The sequence below is a fragment of the Myxococcus sp. CA039A genome (assembly GCF_013336645.1).
GTDB classification, from domain to species: domain Bacteria; phylum Myxococcota; class Myxococcia; order Myxococcales; family Myxococcaceae; genus Myxococcus; species Myxococcus llanfairpwllgwyngyllgogerychwyrndrobwllllantysiliogogogochensis.
The window spans coordinates 1-16098 of the sequence record NZ_JABUMQ010000266.1 but is presented as its reverse complement, the minus strand read 5'-3'; the positions used below and the strand labels follow the sequence as shown (position 1 = coordinate 16098).

Below are 16098 nucleotides of genomic sequence, written 5' to 3'. Positions count from 1 at the left end.
GGGGGCGGGTGGGCGAAGACCATGCGGTATTGGCCGCAGTTGGCGCCATCGGGAGGGGCCAGGTCGAAGCGGTTGAAGAGGCCAATGAGGTTGTAGCGGTCCAGGACGGACCCGTTGCCGAGGACCGCCTCCCTCCCCTCGGACTGACGGCAGTGATAGGGCGCCCCATTGAGCGTGAAGATGTTGTCGCTGCAGTGCGCTCCGCCTGGGAGGTCGGCCTCACCCGGCGCGGGATTCTGGGTGTCCCAGAGCTGGCGGTAGAGCTGCTCGGCGGTGAAGCCCGTGCTCCCGGCCTGTTGGACCAGCTGGTTCATCACCATCCGGAGGGTGATGGTGGAGACGGTCGCGAAGTCGGTGATGGCGAGCGAGCGGCGCGGGTCGAGCGATGCGGACGTCGTGGAGGGTTGGTCGGCCAGGGGCGTGGTGTGGAGCCCGCCGCGTTCGGAGTGGGGAGACGCCGCGGAGGCGGAGCCCAGGCTCGCGAGGAGCAGGCTGACGCCCGCGAGCCGCGAGGCGGTGAGCCACCGGAAGGTGTGGCGTGAGTGCGGGACGGTGGAACGGGATGGTGGGTGATGCATGGCTGTGGCCTCGGAGACACCGATGTCCACGCGGCATTACGCAAGCAGGCATCAACCTGGTTGATGTGAACCGGCCGGTTCCTTCCGTCGACGAGCAGGTGTTTCGTCGGAGAGACAACCCACGGGGCCAGTTCGGCCAGGGTTCCGTGTCCGACGTCGTCCCAGGCTCCTTGCCACGCACCTGATCCGAGCTGCCTGGCGGGTGGCGGGTGAATGGCCGGTCCCCATTCGCTCACATCTCCCCCGGAGCGGACTCCCCTCATCGAGAGGCTCTAGAAGTTTCCAATGCCACTCAGGGGGGAAAGCAATGTTTGGTGTGTTCAGACGTATTGGCGGACTCGTGGCCCTCACAGCGGGGCTCTGCGGGTATGGCGCCTTTGCCCAGGAGCAGCAGCCACAGGCGGAAGCGCCACCGCCCGTGCAACAGGCGCAGCCGGTGAAGCCACAGGCTGAAGCACCACCGCCCGTGCAGCAGGCGGCCCCGGTGCCCGAAGCACCCGTCGCCAGTGAGCCTTCGGTAGCGGAAGGCGGTGGTGCCGAGACAGTCCCGGCGGCTCCGCCCGAAGCCGAGTCGCTCCCGAGTCCCATCGATTCAGGGCAGGAAGCCGTGGGAGGCAGTGGCATGGACGCGCAGGCCGTGCCGCAGGAAACGCAGCCCGCCATTCCCGATGACTCGGGAGCGGTGATGGGCGAGCAGACCGCTCCCGTCGTCCCGCAGGAAGCGCAGCCCGCCATTCCGGACGATTCAGGAGCGGTGATGGGCGAGCAGACCGCTCCCGTCGTCCCGCAGGAAGCGCAGCCCGCCATTCCAGATGATTCGGGCCCGGTGATGGGAGAGCAGACCGTTCCCGTCGTCCCGCAGGAAGCGCAGCCTGCCATTCCGGATGATTCGGGAGAGGCGATGGGTGGAAGTGGGTCGGAGCCAGTCGCCCCTGCGACAGGAGAGGTCGTGGGGGAGATGGACGCTCCGGCGATTCCTCCCGAGGCCGCGCCAAATCAGGCGGTCCAGGTGCCACCCGAGCCCGTGGCGCCGGAAGCGACGATGCCCGTCGAGTCTCCTCAGGCCTTCGTGAAGGAAGGACCACCGCCCCAGGTGCCTCAAGCCAAGGGGTCGCCAACCGCCACCTCATCCCAGGCACCGCGGCCGGCGACACCGGCTCCCGCTCCCGCCCAGCCGGCGGTGGCGGCGAGTGCGCCAACCGCCATGGCCTCGACGAGTTCGGCCATGACGGCCGCAGGGGGCCCACGGAAGGAATGGCACGTCAGCAAGGCCGGTAACGACAAACAGGCGGGCTCGAAGCAGGCGCCTTTCCGCACCATCCGTCGCGCGCTGACCTCCGCCCAACCCGGGGATGTCATCCGGGTGCAGGCAGGCGAGTACCCAGGGAACATCGTCATCGATGGCCCCGTGCGCGGAGGCCAGCCCGGCGCTCCCATCCGCCTGGTGGGAGAGGGCCGCGTGCGCATCGTCCCCGGCGGCGAGCGCGGCACCCTCGTCCAGGTGCGGCGCCCCTACTGGCGCGTCGAAGGCTTCGACGTGGACGTGCGCAAGCAGAAGCGCTTCGCGGTCGCGTTCGAGCGGGACACCCAAGGCTCCGCGTTGCTTCGCTCGACACTGCATGGTGGCGCGCTGGGCGCCGCCGTCAGCACCGCCATGGGGGCGCGGGGAGTGCTCATCGAGGGCAATCACATCCACGACTTCCGAAAGGCGGGCGGGGGTGACTCGCACGGAGTGGTGGTTCAGGCCACGTCGCGGAACATCACCATTCGCGGGAATGACATCCACGACACCTCGGCGGATGGAGTGCAGTGCCTCAAGCCGGACAACCGCAATCAGGCGCCCGCCGACGGGGTGCGCATCGAGAACAACCACCTCCACCACACCCGCGAGAACGCGGTCGACATCAAGACCTGCCGCAACGTCACGGTGGTCGGCAACCGGATGCACGGCTTCCGCAAGTCCCGCTCCTCCGCGGGCGAGGCGGTCGTCGTCCACTACTCGGCCAGCAACGTGCGCGTCGAGAAGAATGGCATCTCCGACGCGGGCCGGGGCATCTCGGTCGGCGGCGTGAAGGAGGGGCCTGACCCGAAGAACATCGTGGTTCGTGGCAATCGCATCAACGGCATGTCCAAGGCCGGAGGCAGTGATGGCACGGGCATCCGCGTGGAGAACGCCCAGGGCGTCCAGATTGAAGGCAACACCGTCGAGGGCACGGCCGGATACGGGATGATGCTCGGGCTGGGGTCCAACAACGGAGCCCCCAGCAAGGACGTGCTGGTGCAGGGAAATACCGTCCGCACGGCGAACCTCGTGCGCCTCGGCAACAAGCGCCCGGGGCTGCGGATGGACAACAACCGCTACGCGCCCAACGGCAACTTCAAGTCCGAAGGGAAGGAGACGAAGAGCATCAACGACTGGAAGAGTTTGTCCGGCGTGGACAAGGCCTCCAGCCAGCAGTGAGGTATTTCAGCGTTCCTCTGTCGGAGCAACGAAGCCCCCGTGGCACACCGCCATGGGGGCTTTCCCTTGAGGACGGCCCAAAGTGCCATGTCGCAACAGGATTGCGCTTGGGCCTCGGATTCCCTCTTGTCATCCAGACACACTCCCGGAGAGACTGAGCCCACTCTCCGGGAGTTCCGCGCATGAAATCCATCTCCAGTCATCCCTGGCGGCACATCCTCACCACGTGTCTCGCGCTCACGCTGGGCGCGCTCACGGCTGCCTGCATGGGGCTGGAAGCGGAAAGCTCGGAGTCCTGGACGCAGCAGGACGAGTTCTTCGAGGGCTCCGCCATGGGCGAAGCGAGCTACAGCGTCCACAACTGTCCGGCCGGCCAGGAGTGGGACTCCACCTGGGGCTGTCAGCCGGCGTGGGGCGTGTCCTGCTACTACACGCGCGGCTCGGGCTATGTCGGCTTCGAGCCATTCTGCAGCAAGCTCCCGACGACGTCGCCCATCCCCCACAACACCAAGGTGTGCTCGACCACGCGCGGCGGTGGCTGGTGCGGGACCGAGCCCAACTGCTACTCGTGCCCGGTCCACTGCTCCGTCAACCGAGGCCCTGAGTGGTGCGGCGGCGAGCCCAACTGCTACCTCTGCCCCCTGTCCTGTGAATCCACGCGGGGCCAGAACTGGTGCGGCACGGAGCCGAGCTGCTACGCGTGCGGCCCCTCATGCTCCAGCACGCGCGGCACGGGCTGGTGTGGCATCGAACCGAGTTGCTACACCTGCACCAACGGCGGCGGAACCTCCGAGGGGGGCTGAGCGCTTCGGAGGCCCAGCGAGGGGCCACGGACCATCGTCCCGTGGCCCTCGGCGAGACCAGACACATCCATACAATCAACAGCGGTCGCCGCGCGCCTCCGGCGTGTCCCGCACCTCGCCACCGAGCAACCTCACGATGAGCGCCACCCGTGAATTGACCTCGAAGCGCCGGTAGATGGATTTCGTGTACTGATTCACGGTGAAGCGGCTGATACCGAGCTGGGCCGCGATTTGCTTGTCACCAAGCCCGGCCAGGAGCAGCTCCAGCGTCTGGCGTTCTCGCCGAGAGAGCCTGATGCCGTAGGCTCCATCCCCCGTGATTCCTGGTGCGCCGAGGAGGGTCCCCCACTCCGTGTGGAACAGGTGGAGCAGCTCGCGGTCCGCGGCATCGAAGGGGTGCCTGCCTCGCCCACGGTAGACCCCGATGCACTGCACCACGCCGGGGAGCCTGGACCACCGACTCGAATACACCGAGTCATCGAGGCCTGACGGGTAGAGGAAGTGCTCGACGTAGGGCGCGTCGTACCAGGTCCGGTCCCCGACGAGTTCCTGCCTCATCGCGGTGATGACGGCGCCTGGAATCGACGGACGCTCCATCAATGAGCGGATGGCCGGATTGCTGTCGCTGCCCATCCGCTGGAGCGCCTCGAGCGCTGGCAGCGCGCTGCCTTCCCACCCTTCCAGGACGATGGCCGTGAATTCTCCGTGCCCTCCCGGCCTGAAGTCGCGCTCCAGGACGAAGGCCCCCGCCTCCGCCCCCAGGATGCGGAACACACCAGAGAGCAGATGCCGCACACGCGTCTGCCGCCCCTCTGTCAGCTCACGCGCCTCATTGACCAGACGAACCAGTGCACGAACCTGAGAACTTCGAAGGCTGCCATCGACCATCGGACCTCCCGAATCGCGCCCCATGGGGCATCCCTTATTTTAGCGAATTACACGATTATCCACTTTAAATCAGGAGGGGCCCGCTGAACCTCACAACCCCACTGAAAGAGAGAGGCGCATGAAAAGTCAGCTCAAGCGAATGGCTGCACGACCCGAAAGGGCTACAACATCCCCCTGCCATTGAGCACCCACGGCAACAAGACAGTGAACGTCTCCGCCCATGGCGCCACGTCCTCGAACAACGTGGGCTGCGCCCACCGCTCCGGTACGAGAGTCCGAAGCCATCAGTCCGTCCGAGACAGACACCCATTCGGAGAGCGAGGCAGTGCGTCCCCAGGAGGTGACTCCAGAAGAGGCAGTCGCACGACTGGATTCCCGATTCTTCAACGAGAGGGTGGACCTGGCCTGGAGTCAGGAGGCCACGCGGCGCGCGGAGCGACTTCGCGCCCAGCTTCCCCACGGGGCGCGGTTCGTGTCCATGGAGTGCCGCGGTTCCATGTGCCGGCTCGAGATGTCCCATCCCAGCCTGGAGACCTTTCAGCACTTCATTCGCGAGGGGCTCGTCCATGACACGAACGCGTGGGAAGGCCCCTTCATGGCCGCGCTCAAGAGCCCTCCAGGCCAGCTTGGAGCAGTGGAGGCGGTAGCCTATCTCGCACGCCCGGGAGCCGACCTGGCGCCCTGAGCGACACAAGCACATGGAATCGCAACACGCGCAGGGCAGCAGGCTGACCTCGATTGCAACACAACCACCGATGGGGAAACGCTCTCCTGTCCTTCCCCATCCTGGGTGCCAAGGACGGCGCCATCTACGGAATGCCTGACAACAGGACCCTGGTCGCGATTGGCTTGACGAAGACGACCTGCCCGATTCCCTGAATTGAGGCGAAGCCCGCTGGAGTCTCCGCCGAGCTCGCCCCAACGCCCCGCCAGAGGCTCGGCGCTCCGGACCGTCACCAGAAGAGCGCGGCACGCCGCTCCTCCCTCGGCCTCCGGGCCACCAGGCCCACGTGAGGCGACGGCCGTGCACATGGTTTCAAGGGAGGCCTTCGCGCCGAAGACTCGTGCGCGCACGGTGCGGATGTCCATCCTCGGCTGCGCGCGCACGGGAGCAGCACCCTTCATGGAAACCATGGGCACAACCCGAGCCCTTCTGCCCGGTCAGGTCATCGTCTCGCTGAACTTCGATGACTGCCTGGCAACCCAGACCACGGGGGCCGCCCTCATGGAGGCCCGTGGAATGCGTGGCACCTTCTACGTCCACAGCACCCGGATGGGACTGTCCGGCCGCCTCACGCTCGCCCAGGTGCAGGCACTCCGGGACGCCGGGCACGAGATTGGCGGGCACACGCTGACACACCCGCACCTCACCGAGCTTTCGGCCGATGAACAGCGCCGGGAAATCTGCAACGACCGGGTGGCCCTGTTGAACGCCGGCTTCCGCGTCACTTCGTTCGCCTACCCCTTCGGCGACAAGGACTCGACCACGCGACAGATTGTCATGGATTGCAATTACAACTCCGCACGGGAAAGCGGCGGGCTGCGTACCTCCTCGAGCGGCAGCAGCCCGGCCGCCGAGCCCGTGCCACCCGCGGACCCCTACGCCATCCGGACCCACGGCTCCGTGCAAGCCACCACCACGCTCACGGACCTGAAGAACTACGTCCTGCGCGCGGAGGAGTCGGGGGGCGGCTGGGTGCCCATCGTCTTCCACCACATCTGCGGCCCGTGCAATCCACCGCAGACCTACTCCATCTCGCCCACCCTCCTGACGTCATTCCTGGACTGGCTGGCCCCTCGCGTCTCGCGGGGCACCACCGTGGCCACCATGGACGCGGTCATCGGCGGCGTGCTGAAGCCACCCGTGAGCTGGCCACCCACGCAGCTCTTGCGGAACCCGTCGCTCGAAACGGACCTCAACGGGGACGGGACACCGGACTGCTGGCAGCGCGGCGGCTTCGGCTCCAACACATTCACATGGACGCGGACGTCGGACGCGCATGGAGGGAGCTGGGCCCAGCAGGTGCGCATCACCGCCATCTCCAGCGGCGACCGCAAGCTCATCACACGGCAGGACGACAACACGTGCACGCCCACTCCGACGACGGGGCATCACTACCGCATCTCCGCCTGGTACAAGGCCACGACGTCGGTCAGGTTCAAGGCGTACTACCGGACCAGCGCGGGTGCGTGGGAATACTGGGCCCAGGGTCCCCTGCTGCCCGCGCGCACCAGCTACACCTTCGCCGAGTGGATGACACCGCCCGCCCCTTCCGAGGCCCGGGCCCTCAGCGTGGGGCTGTCCATCGACCGGGTCGGCACGCTCACCATGGATGACTTCGCTCTCTCGGACGTGGAGGCGAGCGCGTCCCCGTGAGCTGCGGCATCCAGGGAGCGGCATCGCGTCAGACAGCGCCGGGCGTGTGGACGAGGGGGCAGCGTTTACTGGAGCAAGGCCCGGAAGGCGTAGACGAACCCGGCAAGCCCCCCGCCCAGAAACAGGATCATCCCCCCAACGAGAGCCACCAACTCCAGGCGCTCCCTCCAGCTCATGGGAGGCACTGCCGGCTCCCGCGCGTCCTCCTCGGTGAAGGGATATCGCGGCGCATCCGTCACGGCATCGAGCAGATAGGATTGACTGAAAGCCACCGCGTAACCGCCCTCCCACCTGTTGAGATACACCTCGATGACGGTCGCCTCCGCCAAGGTATCGGCATGCTTCCAGTCGATCCCGCTCGGCGGCACCAGGTCCCCGTCCCTGAGGCAACTCACCTCGAAGCTGATGCGCGAGGAGAGCAAGGCGGGGTCGCCACGGAACACCCGCGCGACCCGCCCTTCCACCACCGCCTCGCCCGGCGTGGGAGACGGCAGCACGACACGGTCGACCTCGACTTGAACGTGCAGGTCCGCTTCCAACGCGGCACGGGCGTGATAGTGGGCGGGAACGGCCATCGCCCCAGCCTATCCCAATCATTTCCGCCGCGCTGTCTGGCCTGGGGCGCACACGTGCTCCCGCGGTCCAAGCTGTTGTTGCGAGGCAGTCGCGCGGGATTGAGACAGCGGACTGACAGGAGCGCGCGAATCCACCTTCCATCCATACGCACCCAAGAAACATCAGTACCCGTGTGGCGTCTCCGCGTCCCGCGAGGAAGACGGACAGCCGTGCACCGCTGGCCTGATGAAGCGGCCACTCAAGCGCGCGCCCCGGGCACCCGCCGCGAGAAGGGGCGCATCGGCGGGCACGACTTGCGGCAGCCACCTTCCCTTGAAGGGTGTCCCGCTCGAGATCGTCCAGGAGGAGCAGGCGGCCACGCAGCCCAAGAAAAAGCCCAGCAACCCGTACTGGATTGCTGGGCTTCTCACTGTGGAGGCGGAGGGAATCGAACCCTCGTCCGAAAGCCTTCGGTCCTTCGACCCTACGTGCGTAGTCCGCGATTTGCTACGTCCTCAAGACTCCCACGGACGGGATTCCTGAAGCCGGTCCTGGAAAGGTCTCGCCACCTCGGGCCCAGGCACCCTTGGCAGCCAGCCCGCATTATGACGGTCGATCCCAACCCCACGGGCCGAGAGCTGGGGGACCGCGCACTAACAGCTGTTTTTAGGCAGCCAGCGCGAGCTCAACGTTGTCGTTGGCTTTTGTGTCTTTGCCGGGTTGGATTTACGAGCTACCTGACAAGCTCGGCACGCGTCTCGAACTTCTATGCCCCCGTCGAAACCGGGTCGCCCCCGGGGTGTTGACTGACTGCCTGCTGCTCTTGCGGCCACCGCTTCGACCGCGTCTTCCTCACATTAACCGCTGACGGCGCCCCGTCAATCCTCCTGAGCGTCCACCACCTCACCTTCTCGCACGAAGGCGGACACTCAGCCTGGAAGTCGCTTCCCCTCCAGCTTCACCGTCGTAGGGTCGCCTCCCCGCTCGGACAGCCCTCGCGCTCCCCAGCGGCCACGAGGACCCCGAATGAGACGACTGCTTCCCCTCCTCCTGCTCGTGCTGGGCACCGCGCTCCCCGCGCTGGCGCAGAAGAGCGCCGCCACCCAGTCCTTCCCCTACACCCTCCAGACGGACAAGCTGCCCAACGGCCTCACCGTCGTGCGCGTGCCCTACCCGTCCCAGGGAATCGTCGCGTACGTCACCGTCGTGCGCGTCGGCTCGCGCAACGAGGTCGAGGCCGGCAAGACGGGCTTCGCCCACTTCTTCGAGCACATGATGTTCAAGGGGACGAAGCGTCACCCCGAAGGCGAGCGCGAGCGCATCCTCGGCACGTTCGGCTTCGACGACAACGCCTTCACCACCGACGACATCACCCTGTACTACTCGTACGGACCGACGGCGGGCCTGCCCCAGCTCATCGACATCGAGGCGGACCGCTTCCGCAACCTCGAGTACTCCGAGCCATCCTTCCGCACCGAGGCGCTCGCGGTGCTCGGCGAGTACCACAAGAACGCCGCGGCCCCGTATCTCAAGATGGAGGAGACGCTCAACGCCGCCGCCTTCACGAAGCACACGTACCGCCACACCACGCTCGGCTTCTACGACGACATCAAGGCCATGCCGGAGGCCTACCAGTACAGCCGCGACTTCTTCGAGCGCTGGTACACCCCCGACAACGCCATGCTCTTCATCGTCGGCGACTTCGATGACGCGCAGGTGATGAAGCTCGTGCGCGAGCACTACGGCCCGTGGAACCGCAAGACGTCCACCATCACCGTCCCCACCGAGCCCGCGCAGACGCAGCCGCGCACCGCCCACGTCGACTGGCCGCAGCCCACCCAGCCGCGCCAGGTGCTCGCGTGGCACACGCCCGCAGCGTCCGCCAACACCGCCGACTCCGCCCTGCAGACGGTGCTCGTGGCCTACCTCGTCGGCCCCACCAGCCCCGCCTACAAGCAGCTCGTCCTCGAGAAGCAGCTCGTCGAGGCCATCGGCAGCGACTACTCCGAGCACCGCGACCCGCACCTCTTCACCCTCACCGCCACCCTCAAGGACGAGAAGGACCGCGAGCGCGTGCGCCTGGCCCTGCTCCAGGAGGTCAGCAGGCTCGCCGCCGGCAAGGTCGACGCCGCCCGCGTCAAGGCCATCCAGGACAACGCGCGCTATGGCGCTCTGATGGCCCTCCAGACGCCGCGCGAGGTGGGCATCCAGCTCGGCTGGTACGCCGGCATCCTCGGCACTCCGGATGGATTCCAGCGCCAGCTCGCCAATCTGGCCAAGGTGACGCCCGCGCAGCTGTCCGACTTCACCAAGCGCTACCTCAAGGCCACCAACCTCACCCAGCTCAGCCTCACGCCCAAGGTCGATGCCGCCGGAGGGACGAAGTGATGAACGCCAAGGCCCTGCTGTCCCTCACCGCCCTCTTGTCCCTCACCGGCTGCGCCTCCACGCCGAAGCCCGCGCCCGAGACGACCCCTCCCGCCACGACGGAGACTCCGGCCACACCTTCCACCGCCGAGAAGACCCCGGCGGCCCCGAAGGAAGTGCCCGCCGTCCCCTTGAAGCAGCCCAAGCCGCTGGAGCTGGTGGTCCTCGCTCGCCCGGACACGCCCATCATCACCTTCCGGCTCGTCTTCCACACGGGCTCCATCGATGACCCGAAGGGCAAGGAAGGCCTCACCGCGCTCACCGCCTCGCTGATGGCCGAAGGCGGCACGCGGAAGCTCACCTCCGCGCAGTTGCTCGAGGCGCTCTTCCCCATGGCCGCCGAGTTGGAGGCCTCCACGGACAAGGAGTTCACCACCTTCTCCGGACGCGTCCACAAGGACTTCCTGCCGCGCTACCTCGACATCTTCACCGACGTGCTGCTCGCGCCCCGCCTGGACACCTCCGAGCTGGAGCGCCTGCGAGCCAACGCCGTCAGCGACGTGGAGAACGGCCTGCGCAGCGCCAATGACGAGGGGCTCGGCAAGGTCGCGCTCGATGCGCTCATCTACAAGGACCACCCCTACGCGCACTACACCGGCGGCACCGTGCAGGGCCTCAAGTCCATCACCCTGGACGACGTGAAGACCCACGCCCAGCGCGTCTTCACGCAGGACCGGCTCGTCGTCGGCCTCGCCGGCGCGGTGGACGACGCGCTGAAGCAGTCGCTGCTCTCGCGCCTGGGCACCCTGCCCGCCACGGGCGCGCCTCGCGTGACGCTGCCCACCCTGCCCACCACCGCGGGCCGCGCCGTCATCATCCAGAAGCAGACACTCTCCACCGCCGTCAGCATGGGTTACGTCAACCCGGTGCGCCGAGGCGACCCCGACTTCTTCCCGCTGGCCTTCGCGCTCACGCACCTGGGCGAGCACCGTCAGTCCATCGGCCTGCTCTTCAACGAGCTGCGCGAGAAGCGCGGCCTCAACTACGGCGACTACGCCTACGCCGAGCACTTCATCGAGGACCCGGGCACCACCTACAACCGCACCAACATCGCGCGCACCCAGCAGGACCTCACGCTGTGGATTCGCCCGGTGGAACCCGGCAACGCGATGTTCGCCACGCGCGGCGCGGTGTACTTCATGGACCAGCTCGTCAAGGAGCCCATCCCGCAGGAGCGCTTCGACTTGATGCGCGGCTTCCTCCAGGGCTACTCGCGCCTCTGGGAGCAGACGGACCCGCGCCGGCTGGGCTACGCCATCGACTCGCTGTTCTACGGCACGCCTGACTTCCTGGAGCAGTACCGCCAGGCGCTCACGACGATGACGCCCCAGTCCGTGCAGGAGGTGCTGCGCCGCCGGCTCCACCCCACGGGCCTCAACTTCGCCTTCGTCACCCAGGACGCGGAGAAGCTCGCCGACGCCCTGCGCACCGGCCAGCCCTCGCCCATCACCTACGCGTCCGACAAGTCCCAGGAGCTGCTGGCGCTGGACAAGGTCATCGTCCCCTACAAGCTCCCCGTGAGCCCGGACGCCATCACCGTCATTCCCGCGCAGTCCTTCATGGAGAAGTAGCGCAGGGCTGTATTTTGCCCCGAGGGGTGGGTCATTTGTTTCCGCCCCTCGGGACCGGATGGTATGAGCTGCCATCATGCGAGGCACCAGCTCCGGCCACTCTCCACGGTGGCGGCCCCTGAGCGGCTCCGCCGTCCGATTCGTCCTGATGGGCCTGCTCCTGGCCTCGGCGGCGGTCCACGCGGAACACGACCCCTTCTCCCGAGGCTTCGACGCCGTTCCCGTCAAGCCCACGCCCGCGCAGAACAGCGGCATCGCGCTGGAGGGCACGAGCAACAGCGAGCCCGTCGGCAGCTTCCGCGGCGCGCTGCTGTTCGACTTCAACTGGCGCATCCTCGCCCTGAAGCTGGGTGACGAGAAGCTGGGCGACCTGCTGCCATACCGGCTCGACGCCCACCTGCTCTTCGCCTACCAGCTCCATGAGCGATTGGAGCTGGGCATCGACCTGCCCTTCACGCTCCTCCAGGGCGACAACTTCAATCTCTTGAGAGATGCGCTGGACGCGCCGGACTTCCCGGGCGCCGCCGGGGTGAGCCGCACGACGCTGGGCGACATCCGACTGGTGCCGCGCATCCATCTGCTGGACCGCGAGAAGTTCCCCGTGGGCCTTTCGCTCATCGCGGAGGTCCGCGCGCCGACGGGTGACGCGGACAGCTTCACGGGTGAGCGGGGCTTCGTCTTCGCGCCGCGCCTCGCGGCGGAGCAGCGCTTCGACGTGCTCCCCATCCCCATCCGCGTGGTGGGCAACGCGGGTGTGAAGCTGCGCAAGCATGCGCAGTACCTGAACCTGTTGGTGGACGACGAGCTGACGCTCGGCGCCGGCATCATCGGAGAGCTGCCCAACATGGGCCGCTTCACGGACGTGCAGGCCACGGCGGAGATGCACCTGGGCACGCCGCTGGTGCGCCCCTTCAACTTCGACCAGTCCGACTCGCTGAAGACGCCGTGGGAGCTGCTCGTCGGTGCCCGCGCGAAAATCTGGGGCAACTGGGGACTGGAGCTGAACGTAGGCCGGGGCCTCAACCTCACCACCGGCTACGGGCGCGAGGCCCTGCGCGTCATGTTCGGGCTGCGCTACGACGAGCGCTTCCAGGACTCCGACGGCGACAACGTGCCCGACGTGAGGGACCGCTGCCCCAACGAGGCCGAGGACAAGGACGGCTTCCAGGACAGCGACGGCTGCCCCGACCCGGACAATGACGGCGACGGCGTGGTGGACGGCGAGGACAGCTGCCCCGACGTGAAGGGCCTCAAGGAGCGCAAGGGTTGCCCCGAGGTGGACACCGACGGCGACGGCATCACCGACGAGTTCGACAAGTGCCCGGACAAGCCCGGCCCCAAGGACTACGACGGCTGCCCGGACACGGACGGCGACGAAGTGCCCGACAACGAGGATGACTGCCCCGAGCAGTTCGGCCCGCCGGAGAACAACGGCTGCCCGTTCGACTCGCCTCCATACGTCTTCGTCGAGTCGGACCGCATCCGCATCAAGGGCAACGTGCTCTTCGAAACGGGCTCCGCCGTCATCCAGAAGCGCTCCTATCCGCTGCTGGACGAGGTGGCGATGGTGCTCCGGAAGAACCCCACCCTGGGGCCGGTGCTCATCGAAGGCCACACGGACAACCGGGGCTCGCGGCAGCTCAACATGGGCCTGTCCGACAAGCGTGCGCGCTCGGTGCTCGAGTACCTCGTGTCCAAGAGCATCGACCGCAAGCGCCTGAGCTCGGAGGGCTTCGGCTTCGACAGGCCCATCGCCACCAACGACACCGCGCTGGGTCGCGCGAAGAACCGCCGCGTCGACTTCAAGCTCGTGCGCTCCGAAGTGGAGACCGAGGGTCGGGAGACCGTCGTCCCGGCGGGACAGCAGCCTCCCGCCGGCAAGCAGGCCCCGGCGACTCCGGGCGCGGCTCCCGCCGGTAAACCCACGGGCGCGACGACGCCCGCGCCGGGAGCGGCCCCCACGGCGAAGCCTCCGGCGACGGACGGCAAGCCGGCGACGACTCCGGGCTCACCTGCTCCCGCGGCGAAGCCCGCTGCTACGGACACCAAGCCGCCGCCACAGACACCCGGGAAGTAGTCGGGTCACCGTCGAGAACCGAGGCGCCCATGTCCAACGAGGACATCGGCGCCTTTCTCATGCGCATCGTCGGGCCATGAAGCGGGATGAGGCGCCCTTGTCCCATGAGGACATCGGCGCCCTTCTCATGCACGTCGTCGGGCCATGAAGTGGGACGACGCGCCCTTGTCCCACGAGGACATCGGCGCCTTTCTCATGGGTGCGGTCCGGCCACGACGTGGCGGCGTGTCCCGTCGCGAGTCGCTGCTACTGTTGCTTGAGCGCCCGCTCGATGCGACGGCGCAGGGCGTCCTCGGACAGGGCGCCTCGCTGCGCGTCCGTCACCTTGCCCTCGCGGTCCAGGAAGTAGAGCGTCGGCAGCGCGCTGACCTGGAAGGCCCGCGCCATGTCGTCGCCGGCGTACACGACGTAGGGCTTCAAGTCGGGCAGGTGGCGCCGCATGAAGTTGTCCACCAGCTGGGGCGCCATGTCTCCGTCATCCCGACTGGCCGCCAGGAAGACGAGTCCCTGGGACTCGTACTCCTTCGCCAGTTTCACCAGCGCGGGCATCTCCTCTCGACACGGAGGGCACCACGTCGCCCAGAAGTCCAGCATCACCACCTGGCCGCGGAGGTCCTCCAACTTCAGCACGCCGCCCTCGTGACGCTGCAGCTCGAACGAGGGGGTCGCCGCGCCATCCGGAACCAACTGCGAGCGCCGGGCCTCCAGCACGCCCAGGTACACCACGCCCGCCAATCCGAGCCCGGCAATCAGGCCCATGAACAGCTTCGTCCCGCCGCTCGGCGGCCTCGCTGGCGGCGGCGCGCCGATTCCTTCCTGCGTCACGAGAATCCACTCCTGGTCAGGCGGTCATGCACCTGACTCAACACCCAGCGCACTCCGCTTCGGGCCACCGGTCTCCGCGACACCCACCGCGCCACGTCCGGACCCCAGCGATAGTAGCCCCGGATGAACCCGCGCCCGAGCGCGCTCTTCCGCAGAACGTCATCGCGGTACGCACGGAAGGCCACCAACTCCGGCGCTCCCTCGCCAAACGCCACCGTCGCCACGAAGCACGAGGACGCGGGGCTCACCCACATGAGCCGCTGGTTGGTGAGGTTCACCACGACCTTCAGCTCCCGCGCCTCCGTGTAGAGGAACGCGAGCAAATCCCTGCGCGCGGCGGGGAACTCCTGCCCGCCTGCTTCCTCGAACTCGATGCGCGAGGAGTTGGTGGTGCCCACCTCGTCCACCGTGAAGAAGTAGCGCTTCGAGCTGCGGCGGACCTCCACCTCCAACCCTCGCAGCTCGCCGAAATACGCCAGGAACGGCGTGCCGCACACCGGGCACACGAAGCGGTTGTACGCGTGGCTCGTCAGGAAGGCGTAGTCCCCCACCCGCTTGCAGCCGGTGTTGGGACAAACGAGCTTCACGCTCGCCTGCGGCGCGGGCCGAGGGTCATACCGCGAGCCTCCCCCCGACTTGTCGAACACCGGCGGAGGACGCGGAGGCGCCGTCACCAGGTGCCGAGTGGGATGCGCGGCCCGCTCCAATTCCAGCGCGCGCCGCCAGGCAATCTCGGCCGCCTCCAACCGCCCGCCCGCCGTGTGACAGAGCGCCTCGCCATGCGCGAGCAACGCGGCCACCAGCTTCTCCAGCGCGGGCGCCATCGACGGGTCTCTGCCCGCCGCCAGCGCCTCCGCCAACACCTTCTCCATCTCCGGCAGCAACGCCTGCGCCGCCTTGCGTGAAGGGTCCTCGGCGCGGCGGTACACCGGCGGCTCGGGAATCCGGCTGAACAACGAGGACGCAGCGGCTCGGACGCGTTCCACCACCGCGTCTCCACGCCCCACGTCCAGCTGTGCCGCCCTTTCACGGGCGGCCTGAAAGAGCTCTTCGGGCTGCAAGCCGGCGGACATTAAGTGCCGCGAGTCGCCCTGTCAGCGCGGATCACATACACGCGGTCGGAAACTGGCCACCCGTCTCTGCCCCATGTAAGAAGACGTAGGAGGCTGTGAGCATGGGAGCTTTGAAGTTCATCGTCTGGACGGTCTGCGCGGTGGGGCTCGGCATCTTCCTGTCGACGGGAGAGGTGGACGGCCGCACGCCCTTGCAACACATGGAGCGGGCCTGGAAGCGCACCGTGAAGCCGGACACCGTGGACCGGATGAAGGACGGGCTGGAGGACGCCTACGAGGACGCGAAGGGCGCTGTCTCCCGCACGACGCCCGCCGCCCCGCGCGAGCGCATCAGCGCGGAGGACCGGGCAGCGGTCAACCGCATCATCGCGCAGAAGAAGTAGCCTGGCCGACAGGTCCGCTTCCGCGACAGGTCTCCCCTCCCTAGGTTGCGTGGGTGGTGGACGGTCGGTCGGGGCGGAGG

The 16098-nt window shown here is 67.7% G+C and carries 13 protein-coding genes and 1 other RNA gene; 8 read left to right on the top strand and 6 right to left on the bottom strand.

All coding sequences use genetic code 11. From position 1 onward, the window contains the following. On the bottom strand, positions 1–578 hold a 578-nt coding region (locus HR086_RS34245), incomplete at its 3' end, for a hypothetical protein (RefSeq protein WP_305794105.1). Positions 579–918: 340 nt separating this feature from the next. On the opposite strand from HR086_RS34245, the gene HR086_RS49615 reads away from it, so the two are divergent. Next, positions 919–3039, top strand: coding sequence for a right-handed parallel beta-helix repeat-containing protein (locus tag HR086_RS49615; RefSeq protein WP_174467739.1), 2121 nt, complete (start codon positions 919–921; stop codon positions 3037–3039). A 182-nt stretch (positions 3040–3221) separates the two neighbouring features. Beyond that, a complete protein-coding gene (locus HR086_RS34235; RefSeq protein ID WP_174467738.1) occupies positions 3222–3842 on the top strand; it encodes a hypothetical protein in 621 nt (206 codons plus the stop codon). Between the two features lie 75 nt (positions 3843–3917). On the opposite strand, the gene HR086_RS34230 is transcribed toward HR086_RS34235, so the two are convergent. Beyond that, positions 3918–4637 carry a response regulator transcription factor gene (locus HR086_RS34230; protein WP_373564391.1) on the bottom strand — a complete coding sequence of 240 codons (720 nt, stop codon included), beginning with the start codon at positions 4635–4637 and terminating at the stop codon, positions 3918–3920. A gap of 418 nt (positions 4638–5055) precedes the next feature. Here HR086_RS34230 and HR086_RS34225 point away from each other — a divergent pair, with 418 nt between their 5' ends. Both HR086_RS34225 and HR086_RS34220 read left to right on the top strand, forming a co-directional pair. Then, entirely contained in the window at positions 5056–5415 is a 360-nt protein-coding gene (locus HR086_RS34225) for a hypothetical protein (protein WP_174467736.1), read from the top strand. Positions 5416–5862: 447 nt separating this feature from the next. Continuing rightward, the gene (locus tag HR086_RS34220; protein WP_174467735.1) at positions 5863–7107 is read left to right on the top strand and encodes a polysaccharide deacetylase family protein; all 1245 of its coding nucleotides are present in this window, start codon (positions 5863–5865) and stop codon (positions 7105–7107) included. 65 nt (positions 7108–7172) lie between these two features. On the opposite strand, the gene HR086_RS34215 is transcribed toward HR086_RS34220, so the two are convergent. Beyond that, on the bottom strand, positions 7173–7682 hold the full coding sequence (locus HR086_RS34215) for a hypothetical protein (protein WP_174467734.1): 510 nt from the start codon (positions 7680–7682) through the stop codon (positions 7173–7175). 410 nt (positions 7683–8092) lie between these two features. Next, positions 8093–8458: a transfer-messenger RNA gene (ssrA, locus tag HR086_RS34210) on the bottom strand. Between the two features lie 230 nt (positions 8459–8688). Between ssrA and HR086_RS34205 the strand changes: the two genes are divergently transcribed. From HR086_RS34205 to HR086_RS34195, 3 genes are all read left to right on the top strand, one after another. Then, positions 8689–10050 (top strand): pitrilysin family protein, encoded by a 1362-nt coding sequence (locus HR086_RS34205; RefSeq protein ID WP_141644258.1) that lies wholly within the window; start codon positions 8689–8691, stop codon positions 10048–10050. Continuing rightward, on the top strand, positions 10050–11660 hold the full coding sequence (locus HR086_RS34200) for a pitrilysin family protein (RefSeq protein ID WP_174467733.1): 1611 nt from the start codon (positions 10050–10052) through the stop codon (positions 11658–11660). The genes HR086_RS34205 and HR086_RS34200 overlap by 1 nt, the downstream gene beginning before the upstream one ends. Positions 11661–11736: 76 nt before the next feature. Continuing rightward, positions 11737–13737, top strand: coding sequence for an OmpA family protein (locus tag HR086_RS34195; protein ID WP_254626581.1), 2001 nt, complete (start codon positions 11737–11739; stop codon positions 13735–13737). Between the two features lie 246 nt (positions 13738–13983). On the opposite strand, the gene HR086_RS34190 is transcribed toward HR086_RS34195, so the two are convergent. Both HR086_RS34190 and HR086_RS34185 read right to left on the bottom strand, forming a co-directional pair. Next, a complete protein-coding gene (locus HR086_RS34190) occupies positions 13984–14496 on the bottom strand; it encodes a TlpA disulfide reductase family protein (RefSeq protein ID WP_141644275.1) in 513 nt (170 codons plus the stop codon). Positions 14497–14558: 62 nt separating this feature from the next. After that, positions 14559–15635 (bottom strand): CFI-box-CTERM domain-containing protein, encoded by a 1077-nt coding sequence (locus tag HR086_RS34185; protein ID WP_174464344.1) that lies wholly within the window; start codon positions 15633–15635, stop codon positions 14559–14561. 95 nt (positions 15636–15730) lie between these two features. Here HR086_RS34185 and HR086_RS34180 point away from each other — a divergent pair, with 95 nt between their 5' ends. Further along, the gene (locus HR086_RS34180; protein ID WP_174458105.1) at positions 15731–16018 is read left to right on the top strand and encodes a hypothetical protein; all 288 of its coding nucleotides are present in this window, start codon (positions 15731–15733) and stop codon (positions 16016–16018) included. The last annotated feature ends 80 nt before the right edge of the window (positions 16019–16098 follow it).

Coding starts and splice junctions, on each gene's coding strand:
- HR086_RS34235 (WP_174467738.1), top strand. CDS start 3,222: ATGAAATCCATCTCCAGTCATCCCTGGCGGCACATCCTCACCACGTGT.
- HR086_RS34220 (WP_174467735.1), top strand. CDS start 5,863: ATGGGCACAACCCGAGCCCTTCTGCCCGGTCAGGTCATCGTCTCGCTG.
- HR086_RS34215 (WP_174467734.1), bottom strand. CDS start 7,682: ATGGCCGTTCCCGCCCACTATCACGCCCGTGCCGCGTTGGAAGCGGAC.
- HR086_RS34205 (WP_141644258.1), top strand. CDS start 8,689: ATGAGACGACTGCTTCCCCTCCTCCTGCTCGTGCTGGGCACCGCGCTC.
- HR086_RS34200 (WP_174467733.1), top strand. CDS start 10,050: ATGAACGCCAAGGCCCTGCTGTCCCTCACCGCCCTCTTGTCCCTCACC.
- HR086_RS34195 (WP_254626581.1), top strand. CDS start 11,737: ATGCGAGGCACCAGCTCCGGCCACTCTCCACGGTGGCGGCCCCTGAGC.
- HR086_RS34190 (WP_141644275.1), bottom strand. CDS start 14,496: ATGGGCCTGATTGCCGGGCTCGGATTGGCGGGCGTGGTGTACCTGGGC.
- HR086_RS34185 (WP_174464344.1), bottom strand. CDS start 15,635: ATGTCCGCCGGCTTGCAGCCCGAAGAGCTCTTTCAGGCCGCCCGTGAA.